This window comes from Arcanobacterium bovis (assembly GCF_004331995.1).
Classification (GTDB): domain Bacteria; phylum Actinomycetota; class Actinomycetes; order Actinomycetales; family Actinomycetaceae; genus Arcanobacterium_A; species Arcanobacterium_A bovis.
Genome location: NZ_SJDT01000005.1, coordinates 67,175 through 93,528, shown reverse-complemented (window position 1 = coordinate 93,528; position 26,354 = coordinate 67,175). Strand labels below are relative to the sequence as shown.

Here is a 26,354-nt window from a genome sequence, read left to right as displayed (position 1 = left end):
CTTAACACGATTCCATATCGTGTAAGCCTTATTTAACTCACGTTATGCCGACTTCTTATCCTTCAGTTTCGAATATTTGAGTCGATAAACCGCATTCATCAAGATTCGATCAAAGAAAGCAATCGGCTTTGCCGCAAAGCTGCGAGCCATCGTTGCCGCGAGCGCATTCTTGTGTACAACCATGCGCACAGCCTCAGCGTCAGAAGCATCTTTGCCGAGGTAGTAAACAGTTCCTGCCCCAAATACCGCATTGGCGAACGGGGTGTCAGTCATACGCAATCCAACGAGCTGCGCGAAATCATCCAAGTACGGCACGAGCTTGTCTTTGAAGTTGAGAGCAACCGGATCCTCATCGGCGTAGATCACCTCAACGTCGTCGCGCTTGGCGAAAATATGCGCAGCTTCTGCTGGAATACCCGAATCGTTACGCTTCCACATCTTTGGAACAAGCGTTTCGTCAGGAACTAACGATGTGCGCTTGGCAAACTCCGCCCGGCAAAACTCTTCCACGTCCAGCGCAAGCTGTAGAGCTTCGTCTGCACTGCGGCCAAATACGATCATTCCATGCGCTTTCATCAAAATCGCATGAGCTCCCGTATTGCGAAGCACTTCCATAATGGCGTTATGAAGTTTCTTCTGCCCAGGAAGACCATAGTTAGCAATCGGCAATGAGTCGCTACCAATCTTCTGTGCCAAGTCGGCAGGAAGTGGGTACGGCTTATTACCCAACGACATCGCCGAAGCATAGGGCTGATGAGTGTGAATAATAAACTGAGCATCTGGACGCTCGGAATAGATCAGAGCGTGAAGTGAGCGTTCGGTGGTTGGTTTGAGATCGCCGTCGTAACTACCGTCCAAACGCACCTTAATCATTTCCTCTGGAACAAGATCCGTGTAATTACGCCCAGACGGGGTGCAGTAAAACGTTCCCCCGTCAATACGCTGCGACAAGTTGCCCCACGTACGCGCCACTAGCCGCTTTTCAAGCAGCTTCTGCGAGGTAGCGATGATATTGTTTTGGATATCGTAGCTCATGGCAGAACCTCAACATGCGCAAAGACCCGATCAAAACGACGCAGAGCTTCGTCAATCATCTCTTCGGTGTATGCCGCTGAGGTGTACAAACGCGACCCAGCGAGCGTCACCAATCCTTCGGCCATGTATGCAGCACCCATGTGCTCCATTTCCTTCTTGCGCTTTCCAGTTTCTTTCAAAACGTTTGGAATCGTCCATGGCTTCTTCCAGTTGATCGCGAAATGCATCGTTCCAACCGTTTCGAGGTGGCACACCGATTCTTGGTTGAAAGCAACAAATGGCAGGTTGTGCTTGCGAATCAATTCTTGCAAACCAAGCGTGAGACGATCACCCATTGCTGCGGCCTTTTGGCAAGCACCTGTCTCTGCGATTTCTTTCAAAGTGTAGTAGCCAGCGAGCGAAGACAGCGGCGTAGCAGCCATCGTTCCACCAATGAGTGCTTTCTTGACCTTGTCGCCAGTTTGGATACCGGCAGCTAGGTACTTCATGTACTCCTTCTTGCCGCCAAGGCCGCCGGCACCTGGATATCCACCTGCGATGACCTTTCCAAATACGGTCAGGTCTGGCTCAACTCCGAAGTACCCTTGTGCGCCATGCTCGGAAATACGGAATGCAGTAACCACTTCGTCGAAAATCAACAAAGCGCCGTAACGGTGAGCGAGTTCCTGCGCGCCGAGCAAGAATTCTTTGTCGATTGGGCGAGTTCCTGATTCCGGTCCGATTGGTTCGATGAGCACGGCTGCTGTGCCACCACGGAACTTCTTCGCCTTAAGCTTGCGCTCCAAATCTTCAAGTGAGCCTGGGAAGAATTCGTCAGTGTAACGGAAGTAGGTGAGCGGGACGCCGTGTGCCTGGGTGAACTTCGAACCTGGGATACGAATACCGTAGGCAAGGGAGTCTGACCAGCCATGGTATGCGCCACCCATCTTTAGAACGTGCTTGTTTCCAGTGGCTAGGCGGGCTACACGGATCGCGGCCATATCAGCTTCGGTGCCTGATCCGAGCATACGGAACATATCCACATTTGGGATGAGCTCGCAGATAAGGCCAGCCAGTTTGGCTTCGTACTCGTGGAACAGACCTGTTGATGGGCCACAGGTGTTGAGAAGGTCAATCACCTTCGTGCGAATACTTTCCGGATTGGATCCCAACACTGTTGGACCACCTGCTTGCAGGAAGTCGAAGTACTCGTTTCCGTCCACGTCGCGCAAGATTGCACCAGAGGCTTTATCGAAAGCGAGTGGGAATGGGTGGTTGAAAGCCAAGTTGTGCTGTACTCCGCCAGGAATGACTTCGCGGGCAGCATCAATCATTTCTTTGCTCTTTTTGCATTTCTTTCCGAAATACTCTTCTTCATAGTTCTTTAATGCTGATGGGCTGATCGAATAAATCGGCTGCTGAATCAGGTTGTCGAGTTGCTGTACGATACTGCGCACGCTTGGTTCGTTCATCGACATTGGTGACTCCTCATCGAGTTGTTTGGGTAACTTCCTCTTTTATGTTACCGCGAACACAGTTTTAACGATACTCTAAATCCTAGATAGATTTTGGAAAATATCTATCACTTAACAAAGATGTTGAGGAGCACTATGTACATACTTTCTTATGATATTGGCACGAGTGGAGTAAAAACTTGCCTTTACCTGCTCGAAGACCAAAGTCTCACCACAGTAGGAAGTTCTCTACGCGAATACGATCTTCATATCTATCCCGACGGCGGTGCCGAACAAGATCCTGAGCAGTGGTGGGAAGCGCTGTGCGAGTCCACCCAAGAGCTTCGAAAAACCTACCCAGATCAACTCGATCAAGTAGAAGGAATCAGCTTCTGCTCCCAAATGCAATCGGTGGTTTTGGTAGACGAAGACGGAAACGCCCTGCGCCCATCAATGAGCTATATGGATCAGCGTGCCGAGAAGCAGCGCCGAGAAGGTATTGCTCATGGTGTTCAGATTGCCGGCCTCAATGCCCGCAAACTCCTCGTTAGCCTGCGGCACACTGGCGCAGTGTCCGCCTCGGTTAAAGATCCTGTTTGGAAGTACCACTGGGTGCGCGACAATGAGCCAGAAATATTTGCCAAAGTTCACCGCTGGGTTGACGTCAAAGAATACCTTATTGGACGCATGACCGGGCGTTTCATTATGAGCGAGGACTCTGCGTTCGCTGCTCTGCTCCTCGATGTCCACGCCAAAACCCCACAGTGGTCCAAACCAGTTTGCAAGCTGTTCAACGTAAACATGGATCACTTGCCTGAAATCGTGGCTTCCACCACCGTCGTCGGCCCCTTGCGCGCGAAACAAGCGGAAGAACTTGGCCTGCGCGAAGGCGTCAAAGTGATCGCGGGCGGCGGCGATTCCTCGCTGATTCCAGTTGGTGCTGGTGCCGCGAACTTGAACGACACCCATATCTACTGGGGAACTTCCGGATGGGTGGGCACTGTGACCAACAAACAGAAGGTGGATCTCAGTGCAATGATCGCATCAGTGACCGGAGCTCAGCACGGTTATTACAACTATTTCGCGGAACTGGAAACCGCCGGAAAGTGTTTCCAATGGGTCCGCGATCATCTAGCCTTGGACGAAATTAATATCTATCTGGAGAAAAAGGACATCACCTCCGATCCAGAAGCTCAAAACACCTCACTATACGAGTACATGTCCAAGGTGATTGAAACTTCACCACCGGGAAGTAACGGAGTAATTTTCACGCCATGGCTGCACGGGAATCGCTGCCCATTTGAGGATCCAAATGCGCGCGGCATGTTCTTCAACCTCGGCATTGAAACCGGCAAGCGTGACATGATCCGCGCGGTTATTGAAGGCGTGTGTTACCACTTGCGTTGGTTCGTCGAAACACAGGAAAAGAAGGTGAAGACGTCGAAGGCGGTTCGTTTCGTTGGAGGCGGAGCTTTATCGCCAACAACCTGTCAGATCTTGGCGGACGTGCTTGGGCGAACCGTCGAAATCGTTGACGATCCTCAAAACGTGGGCTCGGTCGGTGCTGCAATCGTTACCGCGTGCGGTCTTGGCGCTTACAACAGTGTGAACGCAGCTGCACAGCTCATTAAACCCACCCATCGCTACACTCCCAATCCTGATAACCGCGCTGTGTACGATCACAATTTCGCAGCTTTTATCTCACTTTACAAAAACAACAAAAAGACGTTCGCAATGCTCAATGGAGGCAAAAAATGAACTCGACTGGCAAACAGGCCGTACTCTTCACACTACTATCTCTCACCGCGGGTGCTGTTGAAGCAATCAGCTACGCAATATTCATCGAATTCACCCCGATGAGCGCTGGTTGGGCGCAAGCTCTTTCCCTGATTTTATCCGTGGTGTACAACTTCACCATCAACCGTAAATTTACCTTTAAGTCTGCAAACAACATTCCCATCGCGATGTTGAAAGTAGCCGCGTTCTACGCAGTGTTCATTCCAGCTTCGGCATGGTGGGTTGAAGCACTGACGAATGCAGGCTGGCACGAGTACTTGGTCAAGGTAATCACGATGCTCATTAACTTTGTTGGCGAATTTACCTGGTGGAAGTACGTTGTATTCCGCAATTCGGAGGGTTCAGCCGTAAAGAACAACAATGCTCAAGCCCCAATCGAGAGCAACGACGATCTCGGTTCTGCGAAGTAAAGCTTAGTTAGGCATCGCTAGCAATGCGGTGGCGGGTGAAGCAAAGACGCTTCACCCGCCACCTTGTTTAGCTCATGTATTAGTGGTTATGTGCCTACTTGTAGCCATTGACCGCTTTTGGTATTGAGCATGTGCATTGATCCGTCTAGCACTAAGACAGCGCTAGACGGATCAACATTAGGCACTACTTCTTAGGCTTGATCACAACACCGCCAATAACAAGCGCTGCACCAAGTACGATCAACACAATTCCTGCATAGAGAGCAATTGTGCCAACCAAATACCAGCCGTAAGCATTGAGCAACATTCCACGTAGCGAGTTTCCATTCAAGAAAGTGTTGGTACGAAGATCGCTGAGCTTAGCAATCTTCTGTGCTGTTTCATTGGTGGTCGCTTTATTAGCAATTTCCTTTGCTACAGCAGCATCGAGGGCTTTATCGTCAAGAGCAGGGTTCGCAGCCTTGAGTTCTTTACCAAGCTTTGCTTTTTCTTCATTGACTACTTCGCCAATTCCTTCAAATGTGGCTTTGTCGTCTGGAATCTTGGCTGCTTTTGCAGCGGCCGTCATGTGTGCAGCGATGTAATGATCGGAAAAGGCGCGTGCTTGTGGGCCGGTAGTCATCATTTCACCAGCAAAAGGATAGAGGGCATCGGCGTCTTCCTGCGCAATGCGCCCACCTTTAACTTGCCCATCAAGAGCATCTTTTTGTGGCATCTCAATTTTCTGTGCACCGAGCTGGTCGGCCACGAAAGAGTGTGCAAATTTTCCGCCAAATGCAGCACCTGATCCAATCAAAATCAGGGCAATTCCAACGATCGTGGCGAGTGTTTTGTAGATTTTTGCCGTCATAGCTATTCCTAACCGAGTGTTAATTTTCTGATGTGGTTGTGAACAAATCGCATCGAGAACAGTCCTCTTAAATCTCTCTGCATCATCTTGTGTGACCAGCCCGAGACTCCCCGATTGCTACGTTGCAAATGTTCCACACACCACCCAAAGTAGTTGAAACATAAACTTTGTACTTTTTACACTATTGATCTACAACTTCAACAGCCAACCTCAGAGGGGTTTTTATCTTCATGATACCTTCTCTTAATAAGATAAAACCCCAGCTAAAAATCACGGATGCAAAAATATCGACACTAACACAAGAATATTCTGGGACTTTGGTCGAGGTTATAAACCGCTATAAAAACCCCAAATTCAACAAGCATCGTGAAGAACTTTCCCTAACACATGCGATTTTTTGAACATCGAACTCATATAAGGCGATGGATAAGAGATCGCCTAAGTTCGGGAAAGTAGTTTAAGTTTGGGAAAATGGCTATAACCCCACCTGCAATGCAGGGATTCCTTAACCTGTGGTGCTCAAGGGGGGAGTTGAACCCCCACGCCCTTGCGGGCACACGGACCTGAACCGTGCGCGTCTGCCTATTCCGCCACTTGAGCTTGTACCGACCGATTTGCCACTATCTGCTTGCAATCCGCAGCACGTCTCGCCGTCCCGGTCAAACAAGATCGAACGAGACCAAGCTAGATCAAGCTAAACAAATCAATATAGCAACGATCAGCTTACACTCCTACCAATGCTATGTCCAAGCAGACAAAGCGAACCTACAAGGTGATTCTCCACACCAGAATGCACGCCAAGCGGGGAATTAGATACCACAACAGCCAAAAACAAAGTAACCTTTGAGTGACTATGCTTTTATGTATCGCAATTTTCTTGCTACACCAAAGCGCAAAAATAGATTGGAGCTACGGATGGGTGCTTTCGACAAGATCGAACGCAGCGTCGAGAACGCAGTAGATAATATGTTTTCACGCGCCTTTCACTCAGACCTCAAGCCAGTTGAACTCGCTTCGGGCATCAAAAAGTCAATGGACGATCGCGCCGCGTCAATCACTCGCGACCGCACCGTCGTGCCGAATGACTTCCTCATAAGCCTCTCATCAAGCGATTTTTCGAAAATCGCTGAATGGGGCGAAGATGAACTCATCAGTGAACTCATTGACGTCGCCAAGCAACACGCCCAAGAACAGCGCTACACCTTCCTTGGCCCAATCACCATTCGTTTTAGCAAAGATCCAAATCTCACCCGCGGGAAGATCTCCGTTCGTGGCACATCAAAGCGTGGCGCGGTAGCCCCAGCCACCACCTCAGACGCTTCAGCACAAAACCCAATTCTGGAAATTGGTGCCGATAGATACGTGCTGACCGGCGCAGTAACCACTATCGGGCGCGGATCGAGCTGCGATATCACTGTGGACGACTCCGGTGTCTCACGCAAACATCTTGAAATCCGCATAACGCCTGGCGGTGTAATCGCCAAAGACCTCGACACCACAAATGGCTCTTTCGTCGAAGGCCACCGAATCAGCGCCGCCACTTTGCTCGACGGCAACACAATCACTATCGGGCGCACAAAAATAATGTTCTGGACCTCGCCGGAGGTTCAATGAGCACGTTATTTATCACGCTTTTGCGTTTCGGTTTCCTTCTCCTTCTGTGGCTTTTCATCCTATTTATGCTCATTACGATACGTAATGACGTATTTGGAACCACGGTGACGGATCGTCGTCAGAAGAAAAAGAACAACCAACGCGCGCAAGCGTCGTCGGCTACTCAGGGTAAGGGCACAACCCCTCCCAAAGACGCCGCAGCCCCCCAGCTCAAACTGGTCGTCACGCAAGGTCCGCTCGCCGGAACTGCGCTTCCACTCGGCACACAAACGCTTCTCATCGGTAGGTCGCCCGACTCCGCTCTTGTGCTCGACGACGGTTACGCCTCGTCGCGCCACGCTCGCGTATATTACGACGCCGGGTACTACTACGTCGAGGACCTCAACTCCACAAACGGAACGTGGGTTGGCCAAGAACGCATTCACCAGCCGATCCCCTTGAATATCGGCACACCAATCACGATCGGCAAAACTGTGATGGAGCTTCGCTCATGACGATTCAGCTGCGCTATAGCGCCTTCTCCGATACCGGTTTGGTTCGTAAAAACAATCAAGATTCTGGTTACGCATCACCAAATTTGCTGGTGCTTGCCGATGGAATGGGCGGAGCGGCTGCCGGCGACGTGGCATCTTCCGTTACGGTAGCGCACTTGGCTCAGATCGACGACGTTCACCCCATTGACGATCTGCTACCAACCTTGCGTCGCGCCCTCGCTGGGGCACATGACGAACTCATTCAGCGCGCAACCGAGGATCCACAACTTGCTGGCCTTGGCACTACTTGCATCAGCTTGCTGCGCTCAAACAACAAGCTCGCGATGGTGCACATTGGCGATTCGCGCGCCTATCTTTTGCGTGACGGCGTCCTCACGCAGGTCACGCGCGATCACACCTTGGTTCAATACCTTGTCGATCATGGGGAAATCACTCCTGAACAGGCAGAAAACCATCCAAAGCGCAATGTTATTATGCGTGCTTTGGGTGATAACCCAGGCGATCTCGAATTCGACGAATCAGTGCGCGAAGCTGTGCCAGGAGATCGGTGGCTGTTATGCTCGGACGGCCTTTTCGGCGTCGTGTCTAAGGAAACGATTACACAGACCTTGATCGAATGTGCGAACATCGACGAATGTGGCCAGCAGCTTGTGGAACTTGCCCTGGCAGGTGGAGCGCCTGATAACGTCACGGTTGTGCTCGCTGACGTTTATGCCACTGCCGACGTCGAAGATCTGCGTGAGTGCGATCGCGGGGCGATCGTCGTGGGTGCGGCTGCTAACAAGCCAGCCACTACCAACAAACTAATGACGCATCCCACCCGAGCAGATGGGAAAATGTCAGCAGCCGAGCAAGCTGCACAGCTCATTCCTCCAGCTGAGGATGCAGAAGATCCTATCGAAGAACCGTCTCGACGCCGCACGCCACTGGCGAGACTCGCAGTGGTTATGGGAATCTTCGCGGTTATTGGAATTGCTTTGACGGCCGCATACGCCTGGACTCAAAGCCAATATTACGTGGCGCCCGCTGGCGAAAATATTGGCATCTACAAGGGAATTCCCCAAGATATCGGCCCAATTTCGCTCCATTCGCTTGAAGAGCGCACTGACGTACGAATCAAAGACCTCACTGAAGTGGTGCAACATCGCCTCGAAACTCCGATTACTCGCTCCTCCCTAAGCGAAGCTCGCGAACTCGTTGCCACATTGAGTGAACAGCGTGCTACTACAGAACTCACGCCAATCACTCCAGCAAATCCTTTGAACCCTAACGGAACTTCTCAAGTAACACCGACTCAACCTGGTTTGACCTCGGTGAATCCTTCCGCGCCTAGCACGAACCAACCGGCACCTGGCACGCAAAGTACGGCGCCAGGCACTTCACCGAGCACTTCTGGCACCACTCAAAGTCCTGCGTCGCCCTCCACAGGTGGAACAGGTGGAAAGTGATGAACACTAGATGAGCGTTATTAGCCAACGTCCTGCTAGAACCGGCCGAATCCAAGAGTTTGGCCTACTTGTGCTTGCCTTTTCGCTTGGGCTAATAGCGTGGATTTTGGTGACGATTGGCGTGTCGCCGTCAGCGAATATCCAAGCAATCCCAGACAATTTCGTTTTCGTTGCCGTGCTGCTCGGCGCTGTTGTTTTTGGCGCACACTTCCTCATCAGAAAAACCGCACCGTGGGCTGATCCGGTACTGTTTCCCACCGCCGTCGCCCTCAATGGCCTTGGGCTGGTGATGATTCACCGGATCGACACCACATTGGTGAAAACAAGCGGTAGAACGGAAGTGGGAAGCCAGCTCATTTTGAGCATCGTGGGTGTGGCGCTGATGCTCGGCGCGATTATGATTATTCGCGACCATCGTAAGCTGCGGAAATACACTTATATATCCTTACTTGCTGGAATCACACTCCTCCTTTTACCGATGCTTCCCGTAATCGGAAAACAGATCAATGGTGCGCGACTATGGATTCGCGTGGCAGGATTTTCTTTTCAGCCTGCCGAACTCGCAAAGATCGCGTTCGTTATATTCTTCGCAGGATACCTCATTTCCCAACGCGACAACCTCGCCCTCGCAGGGAAGAAAATTTTTGGAATCCAGCTTCCACAGCTGCGGCACTTCGCCCCGATTTTGGTGGCGTGGGCTGCGAGCCTAGCAATTCTCGCGCTCGAAAAAGACTTCGGAACTGCACTGCTCTTCTTCGGTCTATTCGTGGCTGTACTCTACGTAGCCACTGAACGAGTGTCATGGTTGATTATCGGCGGCATACTGTCAACTGCCGGAATTTATGTGATTGTTCAGCTCATGCCACATATCCAAGCTCGTTTCACAGTGTGGCTGCACGCGCTTGATGGCGAGGTGTACGACCAAGCCTACGGTTCCTACCAACTGGTACAAGGTCTATTCGGCATGGCATCAGGTGGTCTTTTCGGCACTGGCTGGGGCAATGGCTACCCAACCAAATCCTACGCCTCAAACTCCGACTTCATTATTCCCTCTTTTGGCGAAGAACTCGGAATGATTGGCTTGCTTGCCATTCTCGGTCTCTACTTAATCCTCGTGTTCCGCGCCTTTAGCACCGGTATCCATTTACGTGACGGCTTCGGCAAACTCCTTGCTGCCGGCTTCGGTTTCGCCATTGCGCTACAGTGTTTCGTAGTGGTTGGAGGCGTCACGCGCGTTATCCCGCTCACGGGTCTAGCAATGCCGTTCTTGGCGCTCGGCGGTTCCGCTTTGCTCGCCAACTGGATAATTATCGGCGTGCTTATCCGTATGTCCGACGACGCACGGCGTCCCGTCACCCCTGTATCCACCCCACTTTCCGCCATCGACACGGCTAACCTGCGCGAGTTGATTGGCGACGACGCCCTCACCCCGAGCGGCGAATCAAACTCGAGCACCGACTCGCGTTCGGGTGCCACCGACACTGATGCGCCGGCGTCATCCGAAACACGCAACGGCTCCAACGCGCAGATCGACGACGAAGACGACGGAAACTCCCAGCTTACCGAGGTGGTCCGCCTATGAATCCGCCCTTGAGAAAACTTTCAACTGTAGTTGCCCTCATGTTTGTCACGCTTATGCTGGCAGTGACGTATATTCAGTTCTTCGCCGCACCATCGTTGAATGCCGACTCGCGCAATGTTCGCACGCTTTACCGTGAATACGGCACAAACCGAGGGCCGATTGTTGTTGCTGGTCAGCCGATTGCCCAATCCGAGCCAATTGACGATGCCTACCAATTTTTGCGCAAATACCCTGGTGGCGAGTACTACGCCCATATCACTGGCTTCTTCTCGGTGGCGCACAACTCAATGACAGGTATTGAACGCACCGAAAACTCGGTGCTTGGTGGCTCAGATTCTTCACTAGTAGCATCACGAATTCAAGATTTGTTTACTGGTCAGGCACCTCAAGGTGGCGGCGTCGCTTTGACAATCAATCCCGCTGCTCAGAAGGCTGCATTTGACGGATTAGGCAATCGTCGTGGTGGCGTGGTGGCAATTGAGCCTAGCACCGGAAAGATTCTTGCTCTTGTTTCTAAACCGTCGTTCGATCCAAACTTGATCGCGACTCACGACCGTACCCAGGCGAAAAGTGCTTGGTCTGCTCTCAATGAAGCTGATAACAAGCCGCTTCTCAACCGGGCACTCGGTGGCGATCTTTACTCGCCGGGTTCCGTATTTAAGGTTGTTACTGCCGCTGCGATGCTAGAAAACGGCATGACGCCGGATACCATCGTTGATTCGCCAACGACGTGGTCACCTCCTGGCACTTCTGCACAGATTGGCAACGATGAAGGTAAATGTGGTGACGGAAGTGGAAAGAGCCCACTTCGCACCACTTTCGTTGAATCGTGCAATACTACGTTCGCTATTTCCGGCGTCAATCTCGGCGCAGAAAAAATGGTGAAGATGGCGCAGGCCTTTGGCTTCCAGAAAGATCTTTCGATTCCGCTTTTCGTGCGTCCTTCAACTTTCCCGATGCCGAGTGATAAACCCACGTTGGCCATGGATTCTTTCGGTCAACGTGATGTGCTTGCAAGCCCGCTTCAAATGGCAATGATTGCGGCAACTGTTGCAAATCGCGGCGTCGAAATGAAGCCTTATTTAGTTGATCAGGTGCTTTCACCGGACCTTGAGACGATTTCTGAAACAAAGCCAGAAGAGTTTGCGAAGCCAATTTCTCAAGGAACCGCAGCGCATTTACGTTCGATGATGATTGATGTGGTTGAGAAAGGCACCGGAACTTCGGCTCGTCTTTCTGGTGTTCCGGTAGCAGGAAAAACTGGAACTGCCCAAGTTGGTGGCGGCCGCGATGCTCATTCTTGGTTTATTGGCTTCGAGGCCACCGATAATTCTCGAGTAGCAGTGGCTGTTTTTGTGGAAAATGGTGGCTATGGCAACGACGCAGCAGCACCGATTGCACGAAACGTCATCAAGGCGGTGGTAGGCAAATGACCAGTACAAACGCATTTTGTAATGGAATTGCAACCATTCCTAGCTACACTTTTTCGTTTTCAACGAGCAGTATTAACAAAGATAGTTACCTAGACGCATACAGGAGCGCGAAACAATGACGGACATTCCACGCATCCTCGGTGGACGATACGAAGTTGGCGACCTCATCGGTCGCGGTGGCATGGCGCAGGTGCATATTGGATATGACACTCGCTTGTCGCGTACCGTGGCCATCAAGGTGCTACGCGCCGATCTTGCAGCTGACCCAACATTCCTCGCGCGATTCCGCCGCGAGGCACAATCAGCGGCAGCTCTCAACCACCCAGCGATTGTGGCGGTATATGACACCTCTGAAGAGCATGTAACCACCGCTGCTGGCCGCTCACTCGCGCTGCCTTATATCGTGATGGAGTATGTGCGTGGTAGCACCGTTTCGAAGCTACTGTCGAACGGTCAGGCATTGCCGATTGACGAAGCTGTGCAAGTAGTAGCGGGTGTGCTCTCAGCACTCGAATACTCGCATCAAGAAGGCATCATCCACCGCGACATCAAGCCCGGCAATATCATGATGACCCAAGATGGCAAGGTCAAAGTGATGGACTTTGGTATCGCACGTGCAATTGCCGATTCTGCGGCCACCATGACCTCTACTAATTCAGTAGTTGGCACGGCACAATACCTCTCACCTGAGCAAGCCCGCGGCGAAGTGGTAGATACTCGCTCCGATCTGTACTCCACCGGCTGCTTGCTGTACGAACTTTTGACTGGAAAGCCGCCGTTCCAAGGCGATTCCGCTGTAGCCGTGGCATACCAGCACGTATCGGAAATGCCCAAGCCCGCATCGCAAATCGCTCCAGACATTCCTGATGCTATCGACCGTGTTGTGATGAAATCGCTGGCAAAGAAGCGTGAAGATCGCTACCAGAATGCCGCCGAGATGCGCCTTGAGCTGCTACGCGCGGCACGTGGTGGAGCAGTATTGGCGCCCGACGTCGATACCTGGCAAACGCGCGTTGTGCCTACGCCTCCCCGCCCTTCCGACGCAACGACGGTGGCACCGGCGTACGTTCCACCAACAGCAGTAGCAGCTGCTCACACCCAAACTGGTATGACACCAGTGGCTACGGAAAATGAACCAGCTAAAAAGAGCAAGGCATGGATTATCGTTTTGGCGGTCTTCCTCTTTTTGCTCGCAGCTGCAGGCATCACGTATGCGCTGACGCGCGATAATAATACCGAAACTACGCCCACTCCGGCTGTGGTGAAGGTTGATGTACCTGATCTTGCGAATGCAGACCAAGCCGAAGCACGAAAGACGCTTGAAAAAGCTGGTTTGAAGTTCGTTCTTGGCGATCCAGTCAATGACGATAAGATTCCAGTTGGGCGGTTCGTCTCCTCTGATCCTGCTGCCGGCACTTCGGTAGACAAAGATACAAAGGTCACTGTGCATTTTTCGGCAGGTCCAGGATCGGTAACGGTACCTACTTTGAACACTGGAAGCGTTACCGAAGAGCAGGCTCGTGCTGAGCTTGAAAAACTCGGACTGGTAGTTGGAAGTGTGGAAACCACAAATCAAGCTGGCAAAGCCAAGGGCATTGTGGTGGACACCGAACCGAGTGCTGGAAGTAGCGTCGCTAAAGGAACTGCCATCCACCTGTACGTGGCCTCTGGAAAAATTGAGTTGCCAAATTTGGTTGGCAAGACTCAAGAGGACGCTCTCAACACACTCTCGGCACTTCGCCTCAATAGCAGCGTTAAATCAGTAGCAAGCGATTTGCCGAAGAACACGGTAATTAAGCAAGAGCCGCTTGCTGGGCCTATTGACGTGTCAACAACCGTCAAACTTGAGATCTCTGACGGTCCTGCACCAACACCGGCACCGGCTCCAAAGCCGGATCCGAATCCGAACCCTACACCGAATCCAACACCAAATCCGCCAACAAACAACAACGGAAAGTAGTTGACTGGTTAGCGTTATCAGAATTGGTTAGCGTTATCAGAATTGGTTCGGGTTATTTAGAATTTATTTAGAATGACTCGAGCCAATTTTGTAGCATTTTCAGTCCGCTTTGCGTGAGCACCGACTCAGGATGAAACTGCACACCGAACAGCGGTTTCGTGCGGTGTTTGAGCGCCATAATGATGCCGTTTACATGCGCTGTTGTAATGAGCTCGCTTGGGAGGCTCTCAGGCTGCACCGCCAATGAATGATAGCGCGTTACAGTAAGTGGATTGGGCAAGCCATCCATAATCACTGAATCGTGGTGGACTATTTCCGAGGTTTTGCCATGCATAAGCTCAGGAGCATGGGAAACGACGCCGCCAAAAACTTCCGCGAGCGCCTGATGCCCTAGGCACACTCCAAGCATTGAAATCTCGTGTTCGGCACATTTTTCGATGACTGTAGGTGAGAGACCGGCGTCGGCAGGCGCGCCAGGACCAGGCGAGATAAGCACGCCGTCGTACTGCGTAAGCGTTGATAAATCGACGTGGTCGTTTCGAACGACGTCTACAGACGCACCAAGCTGGCACAGATAGTCAACGATCGTATAAACGAACGAATCGTAGTTATCAACAACGAGTATCCGAGCCATTATCCCACCGTGTTGTCGATAATATTTGTGTGCTCCACTACCCATGGAAATCCGTAGGTGAACAAGAATGCCACCACCGCAAAAATAAGCACAAGTGCTTCGATCAGCTTGAGCCAGGTTGGCCCAGGAAGTTTACGCCAAATTGCCGAATACATCTTTTTCCTCGTTATGCTGCTAGCTTGCCAAATGTTTACTGGATAGGTCTGTTTGTTACTTGTCGGGATCCACGAGTTCTTGTGGCATTCCGTCGGAGCGTTTGACCCAATGATCAAACTCGGCATGAACAATCCAGCGTTTGTTGGAGACCATCGGCGGGTGGCAGGTGGTGATTGTCAGCAGACGCCGGGAAGGAGCGGTAGTTGGTATGTTACGTCCGTTTTTGACGGCTTCCCCAGCCACGAAAGGATCGGGCAGGATCACGTGTCCGTCAGTAGGGTCAACAATCTCGTAGCTGATCATCTTGTACACGAGCCAAGCGTCTGGAGTTTCGACGACGATAGGCGTGCCAGTTTCGAGCGTGTCCACATGGAGCATGCGAGCACCGTAGACTTCCCTGTGCACGGCAGTGGAGAAGTTTCCTACTTCGCCAGGTAGAGCCGTTTTCGGATAATGCCCAAATGCGCCGGTGTCGAGTACCTTCTTCGATACGCCTTCTTTTATTGGGGTGGAGTGATCGTATCCAAAAGCGGGGATGTGCATAACCGCGAGCGCAGCACCTTCAGTTTTATCAGGCGAAATAATGGGAGGTTCACCTGTTTGTGGTTGTCCAATTTTTTCCGGAACTTCACCAAAATCTTCGTGAATCTGGCTCACTTCAGATTTGATCGACGCCGTAGCCTCAACGTTCGTCCACCACAGCTGCCAGACAATAAATAATCCAATAACAAGACCTGCGGTAATGAGTAACTCACCGAAAATTCCGAGAAGCCAGCTGAACCAGCCGCCTCGCTTCTTTTTCTGCTTCTCATCGTCCACATCGGCATGCGAAAAGCTTCCCTGATCGGCCTGAGCTGATTTAGGGATAGATTCTTCGTCTATGCTTTGATTTTGTGGATCTGCCAAGAGATCTTCAAGGCGATCTTGCTGAGGTGCCGAGTGTTTGCCCACGTATCCTCTTTCTTCATGCTATTTCTACTTATTATTCTAATCTGCATATGTTCGATAGTGGCAACAGTCCACAGTTATCTGTGATCACTGCGCAAGTTATTTGGAATAGCGTATTTGAAGTGCATATACGGGAAGCAGCGCACTTGGGATTGTTTCAGAATATTCGGAATCTAGCTTATTTCAGGAACATTTTGGGATGAAGGTTTTCGGGATAGATGCAGAAGATATTTCGTTTTCTTGCCCATGTAGAATAGTCTTAGTGTGGAAAACATCATTGTAGATAAGGATTGCTATGCCTGAATCAAAAAAGCGTCGCAAGGTAGTTGAGCGCGAAACTGCGAAGGCACGTTCTGCCAGCAAGAAGGTTGAGAAAATCGATCAGCATTCTCCGCGTTGGTATGCACCACTGATGGTAACTCTCGCCATTCTTGGTCTTCTCGTTGTGGTTACCGCGTATGTGACGAATGGCGGATACCCATTCCCCTTCTTCAGTAACGGCAACTACAACCTTTTTGTGGGAATTGGCTTGATGCTCGTTGGATTCTTGATGACGATGGGGTGGAAGTAACCACATCGCTGTTGCTAGAGATCAACTAGCTCATAGCTTGTTCGTTGCTGCTCATGACGTGATGCTCGTTGATAATCATTGCCTAGCTCATAGCCGTTCATAGTTACGTTTTGCAGGCAATGAAAATTTGAAAATTACGACTCGGTTGTGGGGGAGAGCAGATGCTCTCCCCCACAATTTTTGTCCTTACCCCATTTTTGCTTTTCAGTTTCGGTAACTTCTTGTATTTCTGTTCCTATTTTCTAAATTACATTGATGTAATTATCCACAAGTTACACACAGCTGTGGAGAATTACATTGATGTATTTCCACAGGTTGTGGCAATTTTGTGGGTAAAGTCCACAACAATTCGCTTTGCCATTCTTCACACAAAGTGTGGTGAAATGCGGATAGTGATGAACCTGGTGAACATAAGAGAAACTATGCGACATAAGCGAGAAATTACGAATACGTAAGCGAACGTCGTCATAAACAAACGGTGTTAATACGCCCGCCACAGCAATAAATCGGCGGCAACAATTCGCAGCCAGTACGTATCAACTAGTACCTAACGCGAGGTGCTAAAGGTACTAGCCATCAATACCTCGAACGATACTTTCTGCTGCAAAACAATGCTGTGAAAACGAGCCCGCCGAGCAGGCCGCCCACATGCGACTCCCACGAAATCTGCGGAATCATAAAACTCATCATCAAGTTCACAGCCAGCAGCACCAAAATACTTCGGAAATTCGATGAACCCCGAGCTAGTAGCAACATTGCACCGAACAGTCCAAACACGGCACCTGACGCTCCAACTGCCGCAACTCCCCAGTAGCCAGTGAGCCATGCATAGGAATAAACAGCAAGATTCCCAGATACAGCGCTGACGACGAGCAGTCCAACGTAACGCCAAACACCTAAGGCAGGTTCTAAGGCCATCCCCAGCATCCACAAGGCATACATATTGAATAGCAAATGCGCCACGCCACCATGCAAAAATGCCGAGGTAATGAAGCGATATGGCTGATCAATCGCCAAGGGTGGGAAAAAGAGCAACTCGACTTCTAGCTGAGGAATTACCAGTTCTACCAACGCAATCGCTACACAAATTCCGATAAACACCATCGTCACCGGAATCGACGACGAACGCCACATCCGGCGTCCCTTTTCCCAACCATTATTGCGGTCAGGTGGAAAACTACCTGATGTGGCGTCCGAATAGTACGTCATTGAGTGCGTTACTCCGTTACAGTGATGCTATTGATGACGATGTCGTTCACTGGGCGATCCATCGCACCAGTTGGAGTGGTGGCAATCTTGTCTACCACTGCGCGTGAATCTTCATCCACAACCTTGCCGAAAATGGTGTGCTTGCCATGGAGCCACGTTGTAGGAGCTACAGTGATGAAGAACTGCGAACCGTTCGTTCCACGACCCATGCGGGTGCCAGCATTTGCCATAGCGAGCATATAAGGCTCGTTGAAGTTCACTTCTGGGGAGATTTCGTCGTCAAAGGTGTAGCCTGGTCCACCAGTGCCAGTGCCCAGTGGATCGCCACCTTGGATCATGAAACCGTCGATCACGCGGTGGAAGATAACGCCGTCATAAAGCGGTCGCGATACGCGCTCACCAGTGCCAGGGTCGGCCCATTCGCGCTTGCCGGTGGCAAGTTCGGTGAAGTTTGCAACCGTTTCCGGCGCATATTGTGGGTAGAGTTCAACGGCGATGTCGCCCATATTTGTATGCAATGTTGCTTTCATGGCTCTATTTTCCCATACTCGCAAGGCGAGGCGAGAATTTCGATCACTTTCTGTGGAAAGTCCTTGCTATCAGCTTAATTTATCCACAATTTGCATGGTTTGCTGAAAGAATGGCTATTAAATGTAATGATTGACTGTATAGATCAGTGAATCTTTGACTTTCGATCATTGCTCGATCTAATCATTGGTTCGATCTTTCGACGTGACGTCTCCTCCCGGAGCCGTCCAAGACGCCTGGAGGTGGCACTATGTCGATTATCCATTGCAAGAATAAGAAGAAGGTTAAGGCAGAAGCGCTTGACGTAAAGGAAACAACCCAGGAAGTTGTTTCTGATCTGCTTGACGAAGCAAAGGAAGCTGGCCGCAAGTTCCGCGCATGGGCTGGTCCACGCCTCGAAGATGCAGGAAAGCGTATTGCTCCAGTTGCTCAAGAGACTGCACAACGCGTGAACGAGGTAGCTCACGATGCTGCAACTAAGGCTCGCCCTTATGTGGAAGACGCCGCAGACAAGATTCGTCCATACGTTGAAGATGCGTCGGAGAAAGTTCGCTCGGACTATATCCCGATGATGGTGGGTGCAGCTACTGCTACTCTCGACGACGTAAAGTCGAGTTCCAAAGAGCTGAAGAAGAAGGCAAAAGCCGCAGCTGATGCCGCTAAGAAAGAAGCTCTCAAGAAGCAAAAGGAAATGATGAAAGCTCAGAAGAAGGAAAAGCGTAAGGCACGTCGTAAGAAGTGCTTCGTATCCACACTCATTGTTGGTTCAGTGGCATCTGTTGGATACTACTTCTGGAAGCGTAGCCAGCCGGTTGAAGATCCATGGGCCGAGGCTTACTGGGAAGATGTTGCCGCATCTACAGATGAGCCAACCTTGCGCGATTCAGTTGCAGACACTGCCGAGGATTTGAAGCAGAAGGCTTCTGAGGCTGGCACGAAGGCAAAGCATGCTGCTCGTGACGCTGCGGATGCTGTTAAGGAAGCTGCTAGCAAGTTGGGTTCTGATAGCTCTGACAAAGAAGAGTCGGCAGAAAACTGAAAATATCAGCCTCAAATACTGAGTGAAAGCAATAGAGAAAAGTAGTTGAAAATTACTCAATTTTAGATAGGCTAACTTAACCAGGCTACTCCATCTAAAAACTCAATTGCAAGAATTACTTTTGGTTGTGGGTTTGGATGAAAATTCGAACCCACAACCTTTTCTTTATCTCGTGCGGAATAGTGGATGTCAGTTTATGGGAGATTTGTCTTATAGTTGAATTATAAATTGTATCACATTTTGGACATCTTTCTTCGTTCTTCCGAATTGGACATTCAGGTCATAAACTCAAAATTGTTAGGACGACCGTCCCGACAATAATCGAATATTCGAGGAGACTAAGATGAAGAATCCAATCGTTTCGTTGGCATTGGCCACCTCTCTGATTGTGCCGGGCGCAGGCGTAAGCCTCGCACAGCAGGATTCCAATCTGGATGCAGCTGCCACCTCAGCTGTCTTCACCTACAGCAGCGCTGATCAAGAAAAGGCTAAGAAGGCCTTGGCTGATGTTGATGCAGCCATCAACAAGATCAAGAAAGCTAACGAGGGAGTTCCACAGCCTAACTGGGGCAAGGAATTCATGGAACTTTTCCAGACTGCCGCTGAGCTTCGCAAGGAGATTGAGGCAATCATCTCGGGTGACATCATTGCTTTCGATCCAAGCACCATCTTCGCTCGCGCTGAGTTGGTAACCCAGGTTGGCATCACCATCGACACCGCTGTGCACACCCTTCAGAACAAGGTTCAGGCTGCACACGTTGAAATCGGATTCTCCGTAACCAAGGCGATTCTCCGAATCATCAACTTCACCGCAACCGAAGATCAGTTGAAGGCTTCCAAGCAGGATCTGATTGATACCCTTGCTCGCGTAAGCACCTACCCAGATCTCACCCCTGGTGACATCGCTACCGTTTACGTGAAGCACGAACTGCGCAAGGATATTTGGCAGACTCGCATCAACCGCGATGCAAACATCCTCGGTAAGAAGGATTTTTCGGTTTACAACGAGCTGAACATGGCAATCACCCACGCAGTGGGCGTATCGCTTGACCCAGGCGCAACCGTACAGCAAGTACATGATGAAGTAACTGCCCTCAATGCAGCTTACGCAAAGGCAATCAGCGCTCCAGACAAGAAGTGACTATGCCAAGATGGTAAATCCTTCTTAACGCACCTGTGTGGGTGGGACTCCCGTTATGCGAGTCCCACCCACACTGCTATAGAGTTGAGCGTCTATACCACTATCGATCCGAGCTTATTGAGTTTTTATCAAACCCATGGTGGTACCCTACACCCGTGCCCTAACTTATGCGATTCTTTAGGAATGGGCGCTATATAGGGCGATGTTAAAGGGATCACCTAAATTAGGGCAAAGATGAAAAGACGATCAAAACTCGAGCTGACAGCGGGTTAAAACTCAGGCAACCACACCGCAAACCTGAAAAACAAAGAAGCGAGCGACTTTCGTCGCTCGCTTCTCAATTGTGGAGCTTACGGGACTCGAACCCGTAACCCCCTGCTTGCAAAGCAGGTGCGCTACCAATTGCGCCAAAGCCCCTTTGATACCTGAGGCATCTTGCTTCTAGGACTCTACCCTATTTGCTGCTTGATGCCAAGTTCCTTGACGTTGAGCAGCTTCTGAGCCTTTCAGGAAGAGGGCGTATCCCACAACACCAAGAGCAATCCAAACGATTACTTTCTTCATTGCTTCTCCTCTACCTTCGTTTCCCGAAGCAGTGGGCCTAGATGGACTCGAACCATCGACCTCCACATTATCAGTGTGGCGCTCTAACCGACTGAGCTATAGGCCCTCTCTGAGGTGCTGCACCATTAACGGTGCCGAATAAGATTAACTCACTTCGTGCCAAATATCCAAATCTGAATACCCACTTAGCAATGCACCTCACATTTTGGCTGCCGACCAGCCTAAATCAACCACAAAGCAGTTGAATTTCGTATCACCAGCTCACTGAACTGTCGGAACATCAACTGATCGGCATGCCGCCAATTCGCTGAGATTATTCGTCCGTCACGGTGATGTGTAATCCGCCCACAAGCACGGCAATCACGTTGAAAATCACTGCCATCAATGTGCCAAGCGCAGTCAAGAGCACAACTTCAATCACCGCCACAACTACCGAGAACGGGATCAATCGCCCGAACTGTAAGAACTGCCCAAGCTTCATGAGTTGCTCGGAGTTTAGCGTCTTGAGAAGATCATCAATGCCTGCCCACACGTGCATAGCATCAAAGACCAGCCACAACACGATTGACGCCACGATGAGCATGATCCCGATTGCAACCGACACCAAGAAGGAAATCTTCAATGCCGACCATGGATCAATATGCGAAATCGTCATGTGCACCTTGCGGATGCCAACCGTTTTCTTCGCCTTTTTCTCTGCCCCATCCGACTTCACAGCAGGTTTCTTAGGAGTCTCAGTAGTCGAAGCTGTCATAATATTTCTCCATCACGCCTCGTGAAGAGCATAGGCCCGTCATTTCAGCTCTGGTTGATAAGTTGTTCTACTCGCTAATAATATCGCTCGCTGGCGCATTTTCAGCGTCATTTTGTACGTCTGTAGTATTTTCTTCCGTTACGGAGTCCGATTCTTGCGCCGCAGTATCTGCTTCGCCCGTTGCGGAGTACGCTGTCGAACTTTCGTCGCCCGCCACAGAGCCCACATCCTCAGTAACTACACCCTCCGATTCTTCGATCTCCTCTTCACCGGCACTCTCCAAGTTAAGAGCAACTGCGATAATCGAATCGTTCTTGTCCGGACGCGCGAACTTCACACCTTGCGTATTACGCCCCGTCAGGTTCACCTCGTCGACTGACGACCTTACAACCTTGCCTGACTGCATAATAACCATGACTTCGTCGCCAGGCTGTGTAATCAACGCACCCACCAACTCGCCACGCGCCTCAACAAGGTTAGCCACCTTAATACCGATTCCCGACCTACTCTGCGTACGATATTCATCAACGCTGGTCCGCTTAGCAAATCCGCCTTCGGTAACGATAAATACTTCGGCGTCGTCGCGCACGACGTCCATCGTGAGCAGCTTGTCGCCGGTGCGGAACTTCATTCCCGTTACGCCCGACGTCGATCTGCCAGTTGGTCGCAACGCCTCGTCTGTCGCCGTGAAACGCAAGGACTGGCCGTTGCGTGACACAAGCAGAAGGTCATCGCCTTCGTTGATCAGTCGCGCAGAAACTACCTGATCCGTAGTTCCATCCTCGTGTTCGCGCAGCTTGATAGCGATCAATCCACCAGTACGCGTCGAGTCATAGTCGGTGAGCTTTGTTTTCTTAACCAAGCCATCTTCGGTGGCGAGAATCAAGTAATCTGCTTGATCGTAGTTGCGCAGCGTAATTGCCGAGGCAATAGTTTCACCTGGTTGGAACGCCAAAAGGTTGGCAATATGCTGACCTTTGGACTCGCGTGAGCCTTCGGGCAGCTCATATCCTTTAATGCGGTATACGCGCCCCATATTTGTGAAGAACAGGTGCCAGTCGTGAGTCGAGGCGATACCGAAATGTTCGACGACGTCGTCGCCCCGGAGCGTCGTGCCCTTGATACCTTTACCGCCACGATGCTGAGCTCGATATTCACTAACTTTCGTGCGCTTAACGAAGCCCGATCGGGTGATCGTAACCACCACGTCTTCTTCTGGAATAAGATCCTCAACGGTCATTTCGCCGTCGAAAGGAAGAATCGTCGTACGACGATCATCGCCGTAGCGATCCACGATTTCTTGCAATTCACTCGACACGATCTGACGCTGGCGCTCAGGCTTGGCGAGAATATCTCGGTACTCTTCACACAAAGCTTCTTTCTCGGCTTTTTCGTCAAGAATCTTTTGACGTTCCAGAGCTGCCAAGCGGCGCAACTGCATCGAAAGAATGTGATCGGCTTGAATTTCGTTGATATCGAGTAACTCCATCAAGCCTTGACGTGCCTCATCAGGTGTCTGAGATGCGCGAATCAAAGCGATAACAGCATCGAGCTGGTCGAGAGCCTTTGCCAGACCCTCCAAAATCATCAAACGTTCTTCGGCTTTCTTCAAACGGAAAGCGGTGCGGCGCTGGATGATTTCCATCTGGTGCTGTACCCAATGGAACACGAAGCCATCAAGCGAAAGCGTACGCGGCACGCCGTCTACCAGCGCAAGCATATTGGCTGGGAAGTTGTTTTGGAGCTGGGTGTGCTTGTACAGGTTGTTCAACACAACTTTGGCAACGGCGTCGCGCTTGAGCACAATCACGATACGTTGGCCAGCACGTCCTGAGGACTCGTCACGGATATCTGCAATACCAGGCAAACGGCCATCTTTGATGCCTTCAACCATCTTGTCGAGCAAGCGATCTGGATTGACCTGGTAAGGAAGATCGGTCACCACTAAGCACTGGCGACCGTTGATTTCATCAACTTCTACCACTGCACGCTGGGTAATCGAACCGTGGCCAGTGCGGTACATTTCTTCAATACCGCGAGTGCCAAGGATCATCGCACCTGTTGGGAAATCAGGACCTTTAATACGAAGCAGAAGCTGAGCTAGAAGTTCGTCACGTGAAGCCTCGGGATTCTCCAAGTACCACTGCACACCTGCCGCAACTTCGCGTAGATTGTGCGGCGGAATGCGCGTTGCCATACCAACCGCAATACCTTCAGAACCATTAACCAACAGGTTTGGAAAACGCGAGGTGAGCACAACTGGCTCTTGCACCGAACCGTCGAAGTTAGGCTCAAAATTCACGGTATCTTCGTGAATATCGCGCACCATTTCTACTGCTAGCGGAGCCATGCGCGCCTCGGTGTATCGAGGAGCTGCTGCGCCAAGATCACCTGCTGTTCCGAAGTTTCCCTGTCCGGCAACGAGTGGGTAGCGCAAGTTCCACGGCTGGACCATGCGTACCATCGTGTCGTAAATTGCGGCGTCGCCATGTGGGTGGAAATGACCCATTACGTCGCCAACGATCTTCACCGACTTGGAGAATGACGAATCAGGGCGGTATCCGCCGTCCCACATCGCGTAGATAACGCGACGGTGTACTGGCTTCATACCATCGCGAACATCTGGGAGCGCTCGACCCACGATAACCGACATCGCGTAGTCGAGGTAAGAAGTCTCCATCTCTTTTTGGAGATCAACCTCTTTAATCGTTCCGTGGTTGTACACTTCTTCGTTAGTTTCGTTTTCTTTGCTCACGGTAACCCTTAGATGTCGAGGAAGCGAACGTCGTGTGCGTTGCGCTGGATAAAGCTTCTACGTGATACAACATCTTCACCCATGAGGATGGAGAATGTTTCATCGGTGGCTGCAGCTTCGCCAATGGAAACTTGCTTGAGTGTGCGCGTTTGCGGATCCATTGTGGTCTCCCACAATTCTGAATCGTTCATTTCGCCCAAACCCTTGTAGCGCTGGATTCCCTGGCCTTCTGCTTTCGGCAACTTCTTACCAGCAGCAAAACCGGCAGCGAGCACTTCGTCACGCTCTTTATCAGAGAACACATAATCGTGTGGAGCGTTCGTCCACTTGATTCGATACAACGGCGGCATCGCCAGGTAAACGAATCCGCCCTCAATGAGTGGCCGCATATAGCGATAAACCAAAGTCAGCAACAAGGTGGCAATATGCTGACCGTCCACATCGGCGTCGGCCATGAAAACAATCTTGTGGTAACGCAACTTCGCAATATCGAATTCATCGCCCACACCAGTGCCAAATGCAGTGATAAGGCTTTGAATCGAGTCGGACGAAAGCGCTCGATCAAGCCGAGCCTTTTCTACGTTGAGGATCTTTCCACGGATCGGCATGATTGCTTGATGCTTCGGATCACGACCATTCACAGCCGAACCACCAGCGGAATCACCCTCGACGATAAAGATTTCGCACTCTTCAGGGTTGCGTGATGTGCAATCTTTGAGTTTTCCTGGCATCGCTGCCGATTCGAGCACCGACTTACGGCGAGTAGCTTCCCTAGCTTTACGAGCAGCGAGACGCGCAGAATATGCTTGCGATGCCTTGCGAATAATTTCGCGTCCCTCCGACGGATGCATATCCAGCCAATCGGCCAAATAGGCGTAAGTTTGCTGCTGCACGAAAGTACGCGCTTCGGTATTGCCAAGCTTGGTTTTCGTTTGGCCCTCAAACTGTGGTTCGCCGAGTTTTACCGAGATGACGGCGGTAAGTCCTTCTCGAATATCCTCGCCTGAGAGGTTTGGATCCTTTTCCTTCAAGAGGTTTTTATCACGCGCATACTTATTGATGATCGAGGTCAAAGCCGTGCGGAAGCCTTCTTCGTGCGTGCCGCCCTCGGTGGTATTAATCGTATTTGCAAACGTATGCAAAGCTTCGGAGTAAGCACTCGTCCACTGCATCGCAATCTCCACCGAGATTTTCTTTTCTTTATCTTCGGCTTCGAAGTAAATTGGCTCGGCATGAACGCGCTCGACCTTCTTCGTTTGCACGAGGTAGTTCACGTAATCGTGCAAACCGCCGTCGTACTTGTACGAAATTTTACGGTAACCCGACGCAGGAAGATCCTCGACGCTATCTGAATCGCCAGTTACCTCGTCGCCCTCTTGCACTGCTTGTGGACGCTCGTCAATGAGCGTGATACGCAAGCCTTTGTTGAGGAAACACATTTGGTGGAAACGCTTGCGCAGGGTTTCGTAGTCAAATTCTGTGGTTTCGAAGATGTCGCCGTTTGGCCAGAAAGTTTGGGTGGTGCCCGTTTCTTCCGTTGCCTCACCTTTTTCAAGCGGTGCTACGGGGACGCCGTTTTCGTACGAAATCCTCCACACGTGTCCGTCGCGACGCACTTCAGTATCCATCCGCGTAGATAGCGCATTGACGACGGAGATACCGACGCCGTGAAGACCACCGGAGACAGCGTAAGAGCCATTACCGAATTTTCCACCTGCGTGAAGCACAGTCATAACAACTTGAACTGCGGAAACACCTTCAGTTGGGTGAATGTCTACCGGAATACCACGCCCATTATCAACAACTTTCACGCCGCCATTTGCCAGTAGCGTTACGGTAATTTCATCAGCGTAGCCAGCCAAAGCTTCGTCGACCGAGTTATCCACCACTTCATATACCAGGTGGTGAAGTCCGCGCTCCCCAGTGGAACCGATATACATTCCGGGGCGCTTACGTACAGCTTCAAGACCTTCGAGAACGGTAATATCTGAAGCTCCAT

The 26,354-nt window shown here is 50.9% G+C and carries 23 protein-coding genes and 3 tRNA genes; 11 read left to right on the top strand and 15 right to left on the bottom strand.

Annotated elements, in window-relative coordinates; genetic code table 11:
• Positions 1–42: 42 nt before the first annotated feature.
• Together EZJ44_RS07060 and EZJ44_RS07055 are read right to left on the bottom strand one after the other, a co-directional pair.
• Positions 43–1,035 carry a class II aldolase/adducin family protein gene (locus EZJ44_RS07060; RefSeq protein WP_131281721.1) on the bottom strand — a complete coding sequence of 331 codons (993 nt, stop codon included), beginning with the start codon at positions 1,033–1,035 and terminating at the stop codon, positions 43–45.
• On the bottom strand, positions 1,032–2,492 hold the full coding sequence (locus EZJ44_RS07055) for an aspartate aminotransferase family protein (protein ID WP_131281719.1): 1,461 nt from the start codon (positions 2,490–2,492) through the stop codon (positions 1,032–1,034). Before EZJ44_RS07055 ends, EZJ44_RS07060 begins: the two co-directional genes overlap by 4 nt.
• 132 nt (positions 2,493–2,624) lie before the next feature.
• Here EZJ44_RS07055 and EZJ44_RS07050 point away from each other — a divergent pair, with 132 nt between their 5' ends.
• The gene (locus EZJ44_RS07050) at positions 2,625–4,226 is read left to right on the top strand and encodes a xylulokinase (RefSeq protein ID WP_131281717.1); all 1,602 of its coding nucleotides are present in this window, start codon (positions 2,625–2,627) and stop codon (positions 4,224–4,226) included.
• Positions 4,223–4,675 (top strand): GtrA family protein, encoded by a 453-nt coding sequence (locus EZJ44_RS07045; protein WP_131281715.1) that lies wholly within the window; start codon positions 4,223–4,225, stop codon positions 4,673–4,675. The genes EZJ44_RS07050 and EZJ44_RS07045 overlap by 4 nt, the downstream gene beginning before the upstream one ends.
• A gap of 184 nt (positions 4,676–4,859) precedes the next feature.
• Here the strand turns inward: EZJ44_RS07045 and EZJ44_RS07040 are convergent, their stop codons facing one another.
• Positions 4,860–5,525 carry a hypothetical protein gene (locus EZJ44_RS07040; RefSeq protein WP_131281713.1) on the bottom strand — a complete coding sequence of 222 codons (666 nt, stop codon included), beginning with the start codon at positions 5,523–5,525 and terminating at the stop codon, positions 4,860–4,862.
• A gap of 513 nt (positions 5,526–6,038) precedes the next feature.
• Positions 6,039–6,125, bottom strand: a tRNA-Leu gene (locus tag EZJ44_RS07035).
• Positions 6,126–6,440: 315 nt separating this feature from the next.
• On the opposite strand from EZJ44_RS07035, the gene EZJ44_RS07030 reads away from it, so the two are divergent.
• The 6 genes from EZJ44_RS07030 (at position 6,441) to pknB (ending at position 14,056) form a co-directional block, all read left to right on the top strand.
• Positions 6,441–7,139, top strand: coding sequence for an FhaA domain-containing protein (locus EZJ44_RS07030; protein WP_131281711.1), 699 nt, complete (start codon positions 6,441–6,443; stop codon positions 7,137–7,139).
• Positions 7,136–7,633 carry an FHA domain-containing protein FhaB/FipA gene (locus EZJ44_RS07025; protein WP_131281709.1) on the top strand — a complete coding sequence of 166 codons (498 nt, stop codon included), beginning with the start codon at positions 7,136–7,138 and terminating at the stop codon, positions 7,631–7,633. The genes EZJ44_RS07030 and EZJ44_RS07025 overlap by 4 nt, the downstream gene beginning before the upstream one ends.
• Positions 7,630–9,081 carry a protein phosphatase 2C domain-containing protein gene (locus tag EZJ44_RS07020; RefSeq protein ID WP_131281707.1) on the top strand — a complete coding sequence of 484 codons (1,452 nt, stop codon included), beginning with the start codon at positions 7,630–7,632 and terminating at the stop codon, positions 9,079–9,081. The genes EZJ44_RS07025 and EZJ44_RS07020 overlap by 4 nt, the downstream gene beginning before the upstream one ends.
• Positions 9,082–9,091: 10 nt before the next feature.
• A complete protein-coding gene (locus EZJ44_RS07015) occupies positions 9,092–10,663 on the top strand; it encodes an FtsW/RodA/SpoVE family cell cycle protein (protein ID WP_131281705.1) in 1,572 nt (523 codons plus the stop codon).
• On the top strand, positions 10,660–12,096 hold the full coding sequence (locus EZJ44_RS07010; RefSeq protein WP_131281703.1) for a peptidoglycan D,D-transpeptidase FtsI family protein: 1,437 nt from the start codon (positions 10,660–10,662) through the stop codon (positions 12,094–12,096). Before EZJ44_RS07015 ends, EZJ44_RS07010 begins: the two co-directional genes overlap by 4 nt.
• 115 nt (positions 12,097–12,211) lie before the next feature.
• Positions 12,212–14,056 carry a Stk1 family PASTA domain-containing Ser/Thr kinase gene (gene pknB, locus EZJ44_RS07005; protein WP_131281701.1) on the top strand — a complete coding sequence of 615 codons (1,845 nt, stop codon included), beginning with the start codon at positions 12,212–12,214 and terminating at the stop codon, positions 14,054–14,056.
• Positions 14,057–14,123: 67 nt separating this feature from the next.
• Here the strand turns inward: pknB and EZJ44_RS07000 are convergent, their stop codons facing one another.
• From EZJ44_RS07000 to EZJ44_RS06995, 3 genes are read right to left on the bottom strand one after another with little or no spacing between them, the layout of a single operon-like run.
• Positions 14,124–14,690 carry an anthranilate synthase component II gene (locus EZJ44_RS07000; RefSeq protein WP_131281698.1) on the bottom strand — a complete coding sequence of 189 codons (567 nt, stop codon included), beginning with the start codon at positions 14,688–14,690 and terminating at the stop codon, positions 14,124–14,126.
• Entirely contained in the window at positions 14,690–14,845 is a 156-nt protein-coding gene (locus EZJ44_RS08755) for a hypothetical protein (RefSeq protein ID WP_165496146.1), read from the bottom strand. The genes EZJ44_RS07000 and EZJ44_RS08755 overlap by 1 nt, the downstream gene beginning before the upstream one ends.
• 55 nt (positions 14,846–14,900) lie before the next feature.
• Positions 14,901–15,797 (bottom strand): class E sortase, encoded by an 897-nt coding sequence (locus EZJ44_RS06995; RefSeq protein WP_241658629.1) that lies wholly within the window; start codon positions 15,795–15,797, stop codon positions 14,901–14,903.
• 292 nt (positions 15,798–16,089) lie between these two features.
• On the opposite strand from EZJ44_RS06995, the gene EZJ44_RS06990 reads away from it, so the two are divergent.
• A complete protein-coding gene (locus EZJ44_RS06990; RefSeq protein WP_131281696.1) occupies positions 16,090–16,365 on the top strand; it encodes a cell division protein CrgA in 276 nt (91 codons plus the stop codon).
• 576 nt (positions 16,366–16,941) lie between these two features.
• Here the strand turns inward: EZJ44_RS06990 and EZJ44_RS06985 are convergent.
• Complete coding sequence (locus EZJ44_RS06985; protein WP_131281694.1) at positions 16,942–17,574, bottom strand: rhomboid family intramembrane serine protease; 633 nt, start codon at positions 17,572–17,574, stop codon at positions 16,942–16,944.
• An 8-nt stretch (positions 17,575–17,582) separates the two neighbouring features.
• Positions 17,583–18,104, bottom strand: coding sequence for a peptidylprolyl isomerase (locus EZJ44_RS06980; protein ID WP_131281692.1), 522 nt, complete (start codon positions 18,102–18,104; stop codon positions 17,583–17,585).
• Between the two features lie 248 nt (positions 18,105–18,352).
• Here EZJ44_RS06980 and EZJ44_RS06975 point away from each other — a divergent pair, with 248 nt between their 5' ends.
• On the top strand, positions 18,353–19,141 hold the full coding sequence (locus EZJ44_RS06975; RefSeq protein ID WP_131281690.1) for a hypothetical protein: 789 nt from the start codon (positions 18,353–18,355) through the stop codon (positions 19,139–19,141).
• A gap of 343 nt (positions 19,142–19,484) precedes the next feature.
• Positions 19,485–20,282, top strand: coding sequence for a CAMP factor family pore-forming toxin (locus EZJ44_RS06970; RefSeq protein ID WP_131281687.1), 798 nt, complete (start codon positions 19,485–19,487; stop codon positions 20,280–20,282).
• A 344-nt stretch (positions 20,283–20,626) separates the two neighbouring features.
• Here the strand turns inward: EZJ44_RS06970 and EZJ44_RS06965 are convergent.
• The 6 genes from EZJ44_RS06965 to gyrB form a co-directional block, all read right to left on the bottom strand.
• A tRNA-Ala gene (locus tag EZJ44_RS06965) sits at positions 20,627–20,699 on the bottom strand.
• Positions 20,700–20,723: 24 nt separating this feature from the next.
• Complete coding sequence (locus EZJ44_RS08975) at positions 20,724–20,846, bottom strand: hypothetical protein (protein WP_277751403.1); 123 nt, start codon at positions 20,844–20,846, stop codon at positions 20,724–20,726.
• A 32-nt stretch (positions 20,847–20,878) separates the two neighbouring features.
• Positions 20,879–20,952, bottom strand: a tRNA-Ile gene (locus EZJ44_RS06960).
• 207 nt (positions 20,953–21,159) lie between these two features.
• Positions 21,160–21,600: a DUF3566 domain-containing protein gene (locus EZJ44_RS06955; RefSeq protein ID WP_241658628.1), complete on the bottom strand. Its 441-nt coding sequence runs from the start codon at positions 21,598–21,600 to the stop codon at positions 21,160–21,162.
• Positions 21,601–21,667: 67 nt separating this feature from the next.
• Complete coding sequence (gyrA, locus tag EZJ44_RS06950) at positions 21,668–24,280, bottom strand: DNA gyrase subunit A (protein WP_131281877.1); 2,613 nt, start codon at positions 24,278–24,280, stop codon at positions 21,668–21,670.
• An 83-nt stretch (positions 24,281–24,363) separates the two neighbouring features.
• Positions 24,364–26,340: a DNA topoisomerase (ATP-hydrolyzing) subunit B gene (gene gyrB / locus EZJ44_RS06945; RefSeq protein WP_241658637.1), complete on the bottom strand. Its 1,977-nt coding sequence runs from the start codon at positions 26,338–26,340 to the stop codon at positions 24,364–24,366.
• Positions 26,341–26,354: the final 14 nt, after the last annotated feature.

What these genes read in the sequence shown, in the direction of transcription:
- EZJ44_RS06975 (WP_131281690.1), top strand. Translation starts at nt 18,353, where the DNA reads ATGTCGATTATCCATTGCAAGAATAAGAAGAAGGTTAAGGCAGAAGCG.
- EZJ44_RS07010 (WP_131281703.1), top strand. Translation starts at nt 10,660, where the DNA reads ATGAATCCGCCCTTGAGAAAACTTTCAACTGTAGTTGCCCTCATGTTT.
- EZJ44_RS07030 (WP_131281711.1), top strand. Translation starts at nt 6,441, where the DNA reads ATGGGTGCTTTCGACAAGATCGAACGCAGCGTCGAGAACGCAGTAGAT.
- pknB (WP_131281701.1), top strand. Translation starts at nt 12,212, where the DNA reads ATGACGGACATTCCACGCATCCTCGGTGGACGATACGAAGTTGGCGAC.
- EZJ44_RS06980 (WP_131281692.1), bottom strand. Translation starts at nt 18,104, where the DNA reads ATGAAAGCAACATTGCATACAAATATGGGCGACATCGCCGTTGAACTC.
- EZJ44_RS07040 (WP_131281713.1), bottom strand. Translation starts at nt 5,525, where the DNA reads ATGACGGCAAAAATCTACAAAACACTCGCCACGATCGTTGGAATTGCC.
- EZJ44_RS06985 (WP_131281694.1), bottom strand. Translation starts at nt 17,574, where the DNA reads ATGACGTACTATTCGGACGCCACATCAGGTAGTTTTCCACCTGACCGC.
- EZJ44_RS06970 (WP_131281687.1), top strand. Translation starts at nt 19,485, where the DNA reads ATGAAGAATCCAATCGTTTCGTTGGCATTGGCCACCTCTCTGATTGTG.
- EZJ44_RS07045 (WP_131281715.1), top strand. Translation starts at nt 4,223, where the DNA reads ATGAACTCGACTGGCAAACAGGCCGTACTCTTCACACTACTATCTCTC.
- EZJ44_RS07015 (WP_131281705.1), top strand. Translation starts at nt 9,092, where the DNA reads ATGAGCGTTATTAGCCAACGTCCTGCTAGAACCGGCCGAATCCAAGAG.
- gyrA (WP_131281877.1), bottom strand. Translation starts at nt 24,280, where the DNA reads ATGGAGACTTCTTACCTCGACTACGCGATGTCGGTTATCGTGGGTCGA.
- EZJ44_RS08755 (WP_165496146.1), bottom strand. Translation starts at nt 14,845, where the DNA reads ATGTATTCGGCAATTTGGCGTAAACTTCCTGGGCCAACCTGGCTCAAG.
- EZJ44_RS07060 (WP_131281721.1), bottom strand. Translation starts at nt 1,035, where the DNA reads ATGAGCTACGATATCCAAAACAATATCATCGCTACCTCGCAGAAGCTG.
- EZJ44_RS07020 (WP_131281707.1), top strand. Translation starts at nt 7,630, where the DNA reads ATGACGATTCAGCTGCGCTATAGCGCCTTCTCCGATACCGGTTTGGTT.
- EZJ44_RS06955 (WP_241658628.1), bottom strand. Translation starts at nt 21,600, where the DNA reads ATGACAGCTTCGACTACTGAGACTCCTAAGAAACCTGCTGTGAAGTCG.
- EZJ44_RS06990 (WP_131281696.1), top strand. Translation starts at nt 16,090, where the DNA reads ATGCCTGAATCAAAAAAGCGTCGCAAGGTAGTTGAGCGCGAAACTGCG.
- EZJ44_RS07025 (WP_131281709.1), top strand. Translation starts at nt 7,136, where the DNA reads ATGAGCACGTTATTTATCACGCTTTTGCGTTTCGGTTTCCTTCTCCTT.
- EZJ44_RS07055 (WP_131281719.1), bottom strand. Translation starts at nt 2,492, where the DNA reads ATGTCGATGAACGAACCAAGCGTGCGCAGTATCGTACAGCAACTCGAC.
- EZJ44_RS07050 (WP_131281717.1), top strand. Translation starts at nt 2,625, where the DNA reads ATGTACATACTTTCTTATGATATTGGCACGAGTGGAGTAAAAACTTGC.
- EZJ44_RS07000 (WP_131281698.1), bottom strand. Translation starts at nt 14,690, where the DNA reads ATGGCTCGGATACTCGTTGTTGATAACTACGATTCGTTCGTTTATACG.
- EZJ44_RS08975 (WP_277751403.1), bottom strand. Translation starts at nt 20,846, where the DNA reads ATGAAGAAAGTAATCGTTTGGATTGCTCTTGGTGTTGTGGGATACGCC.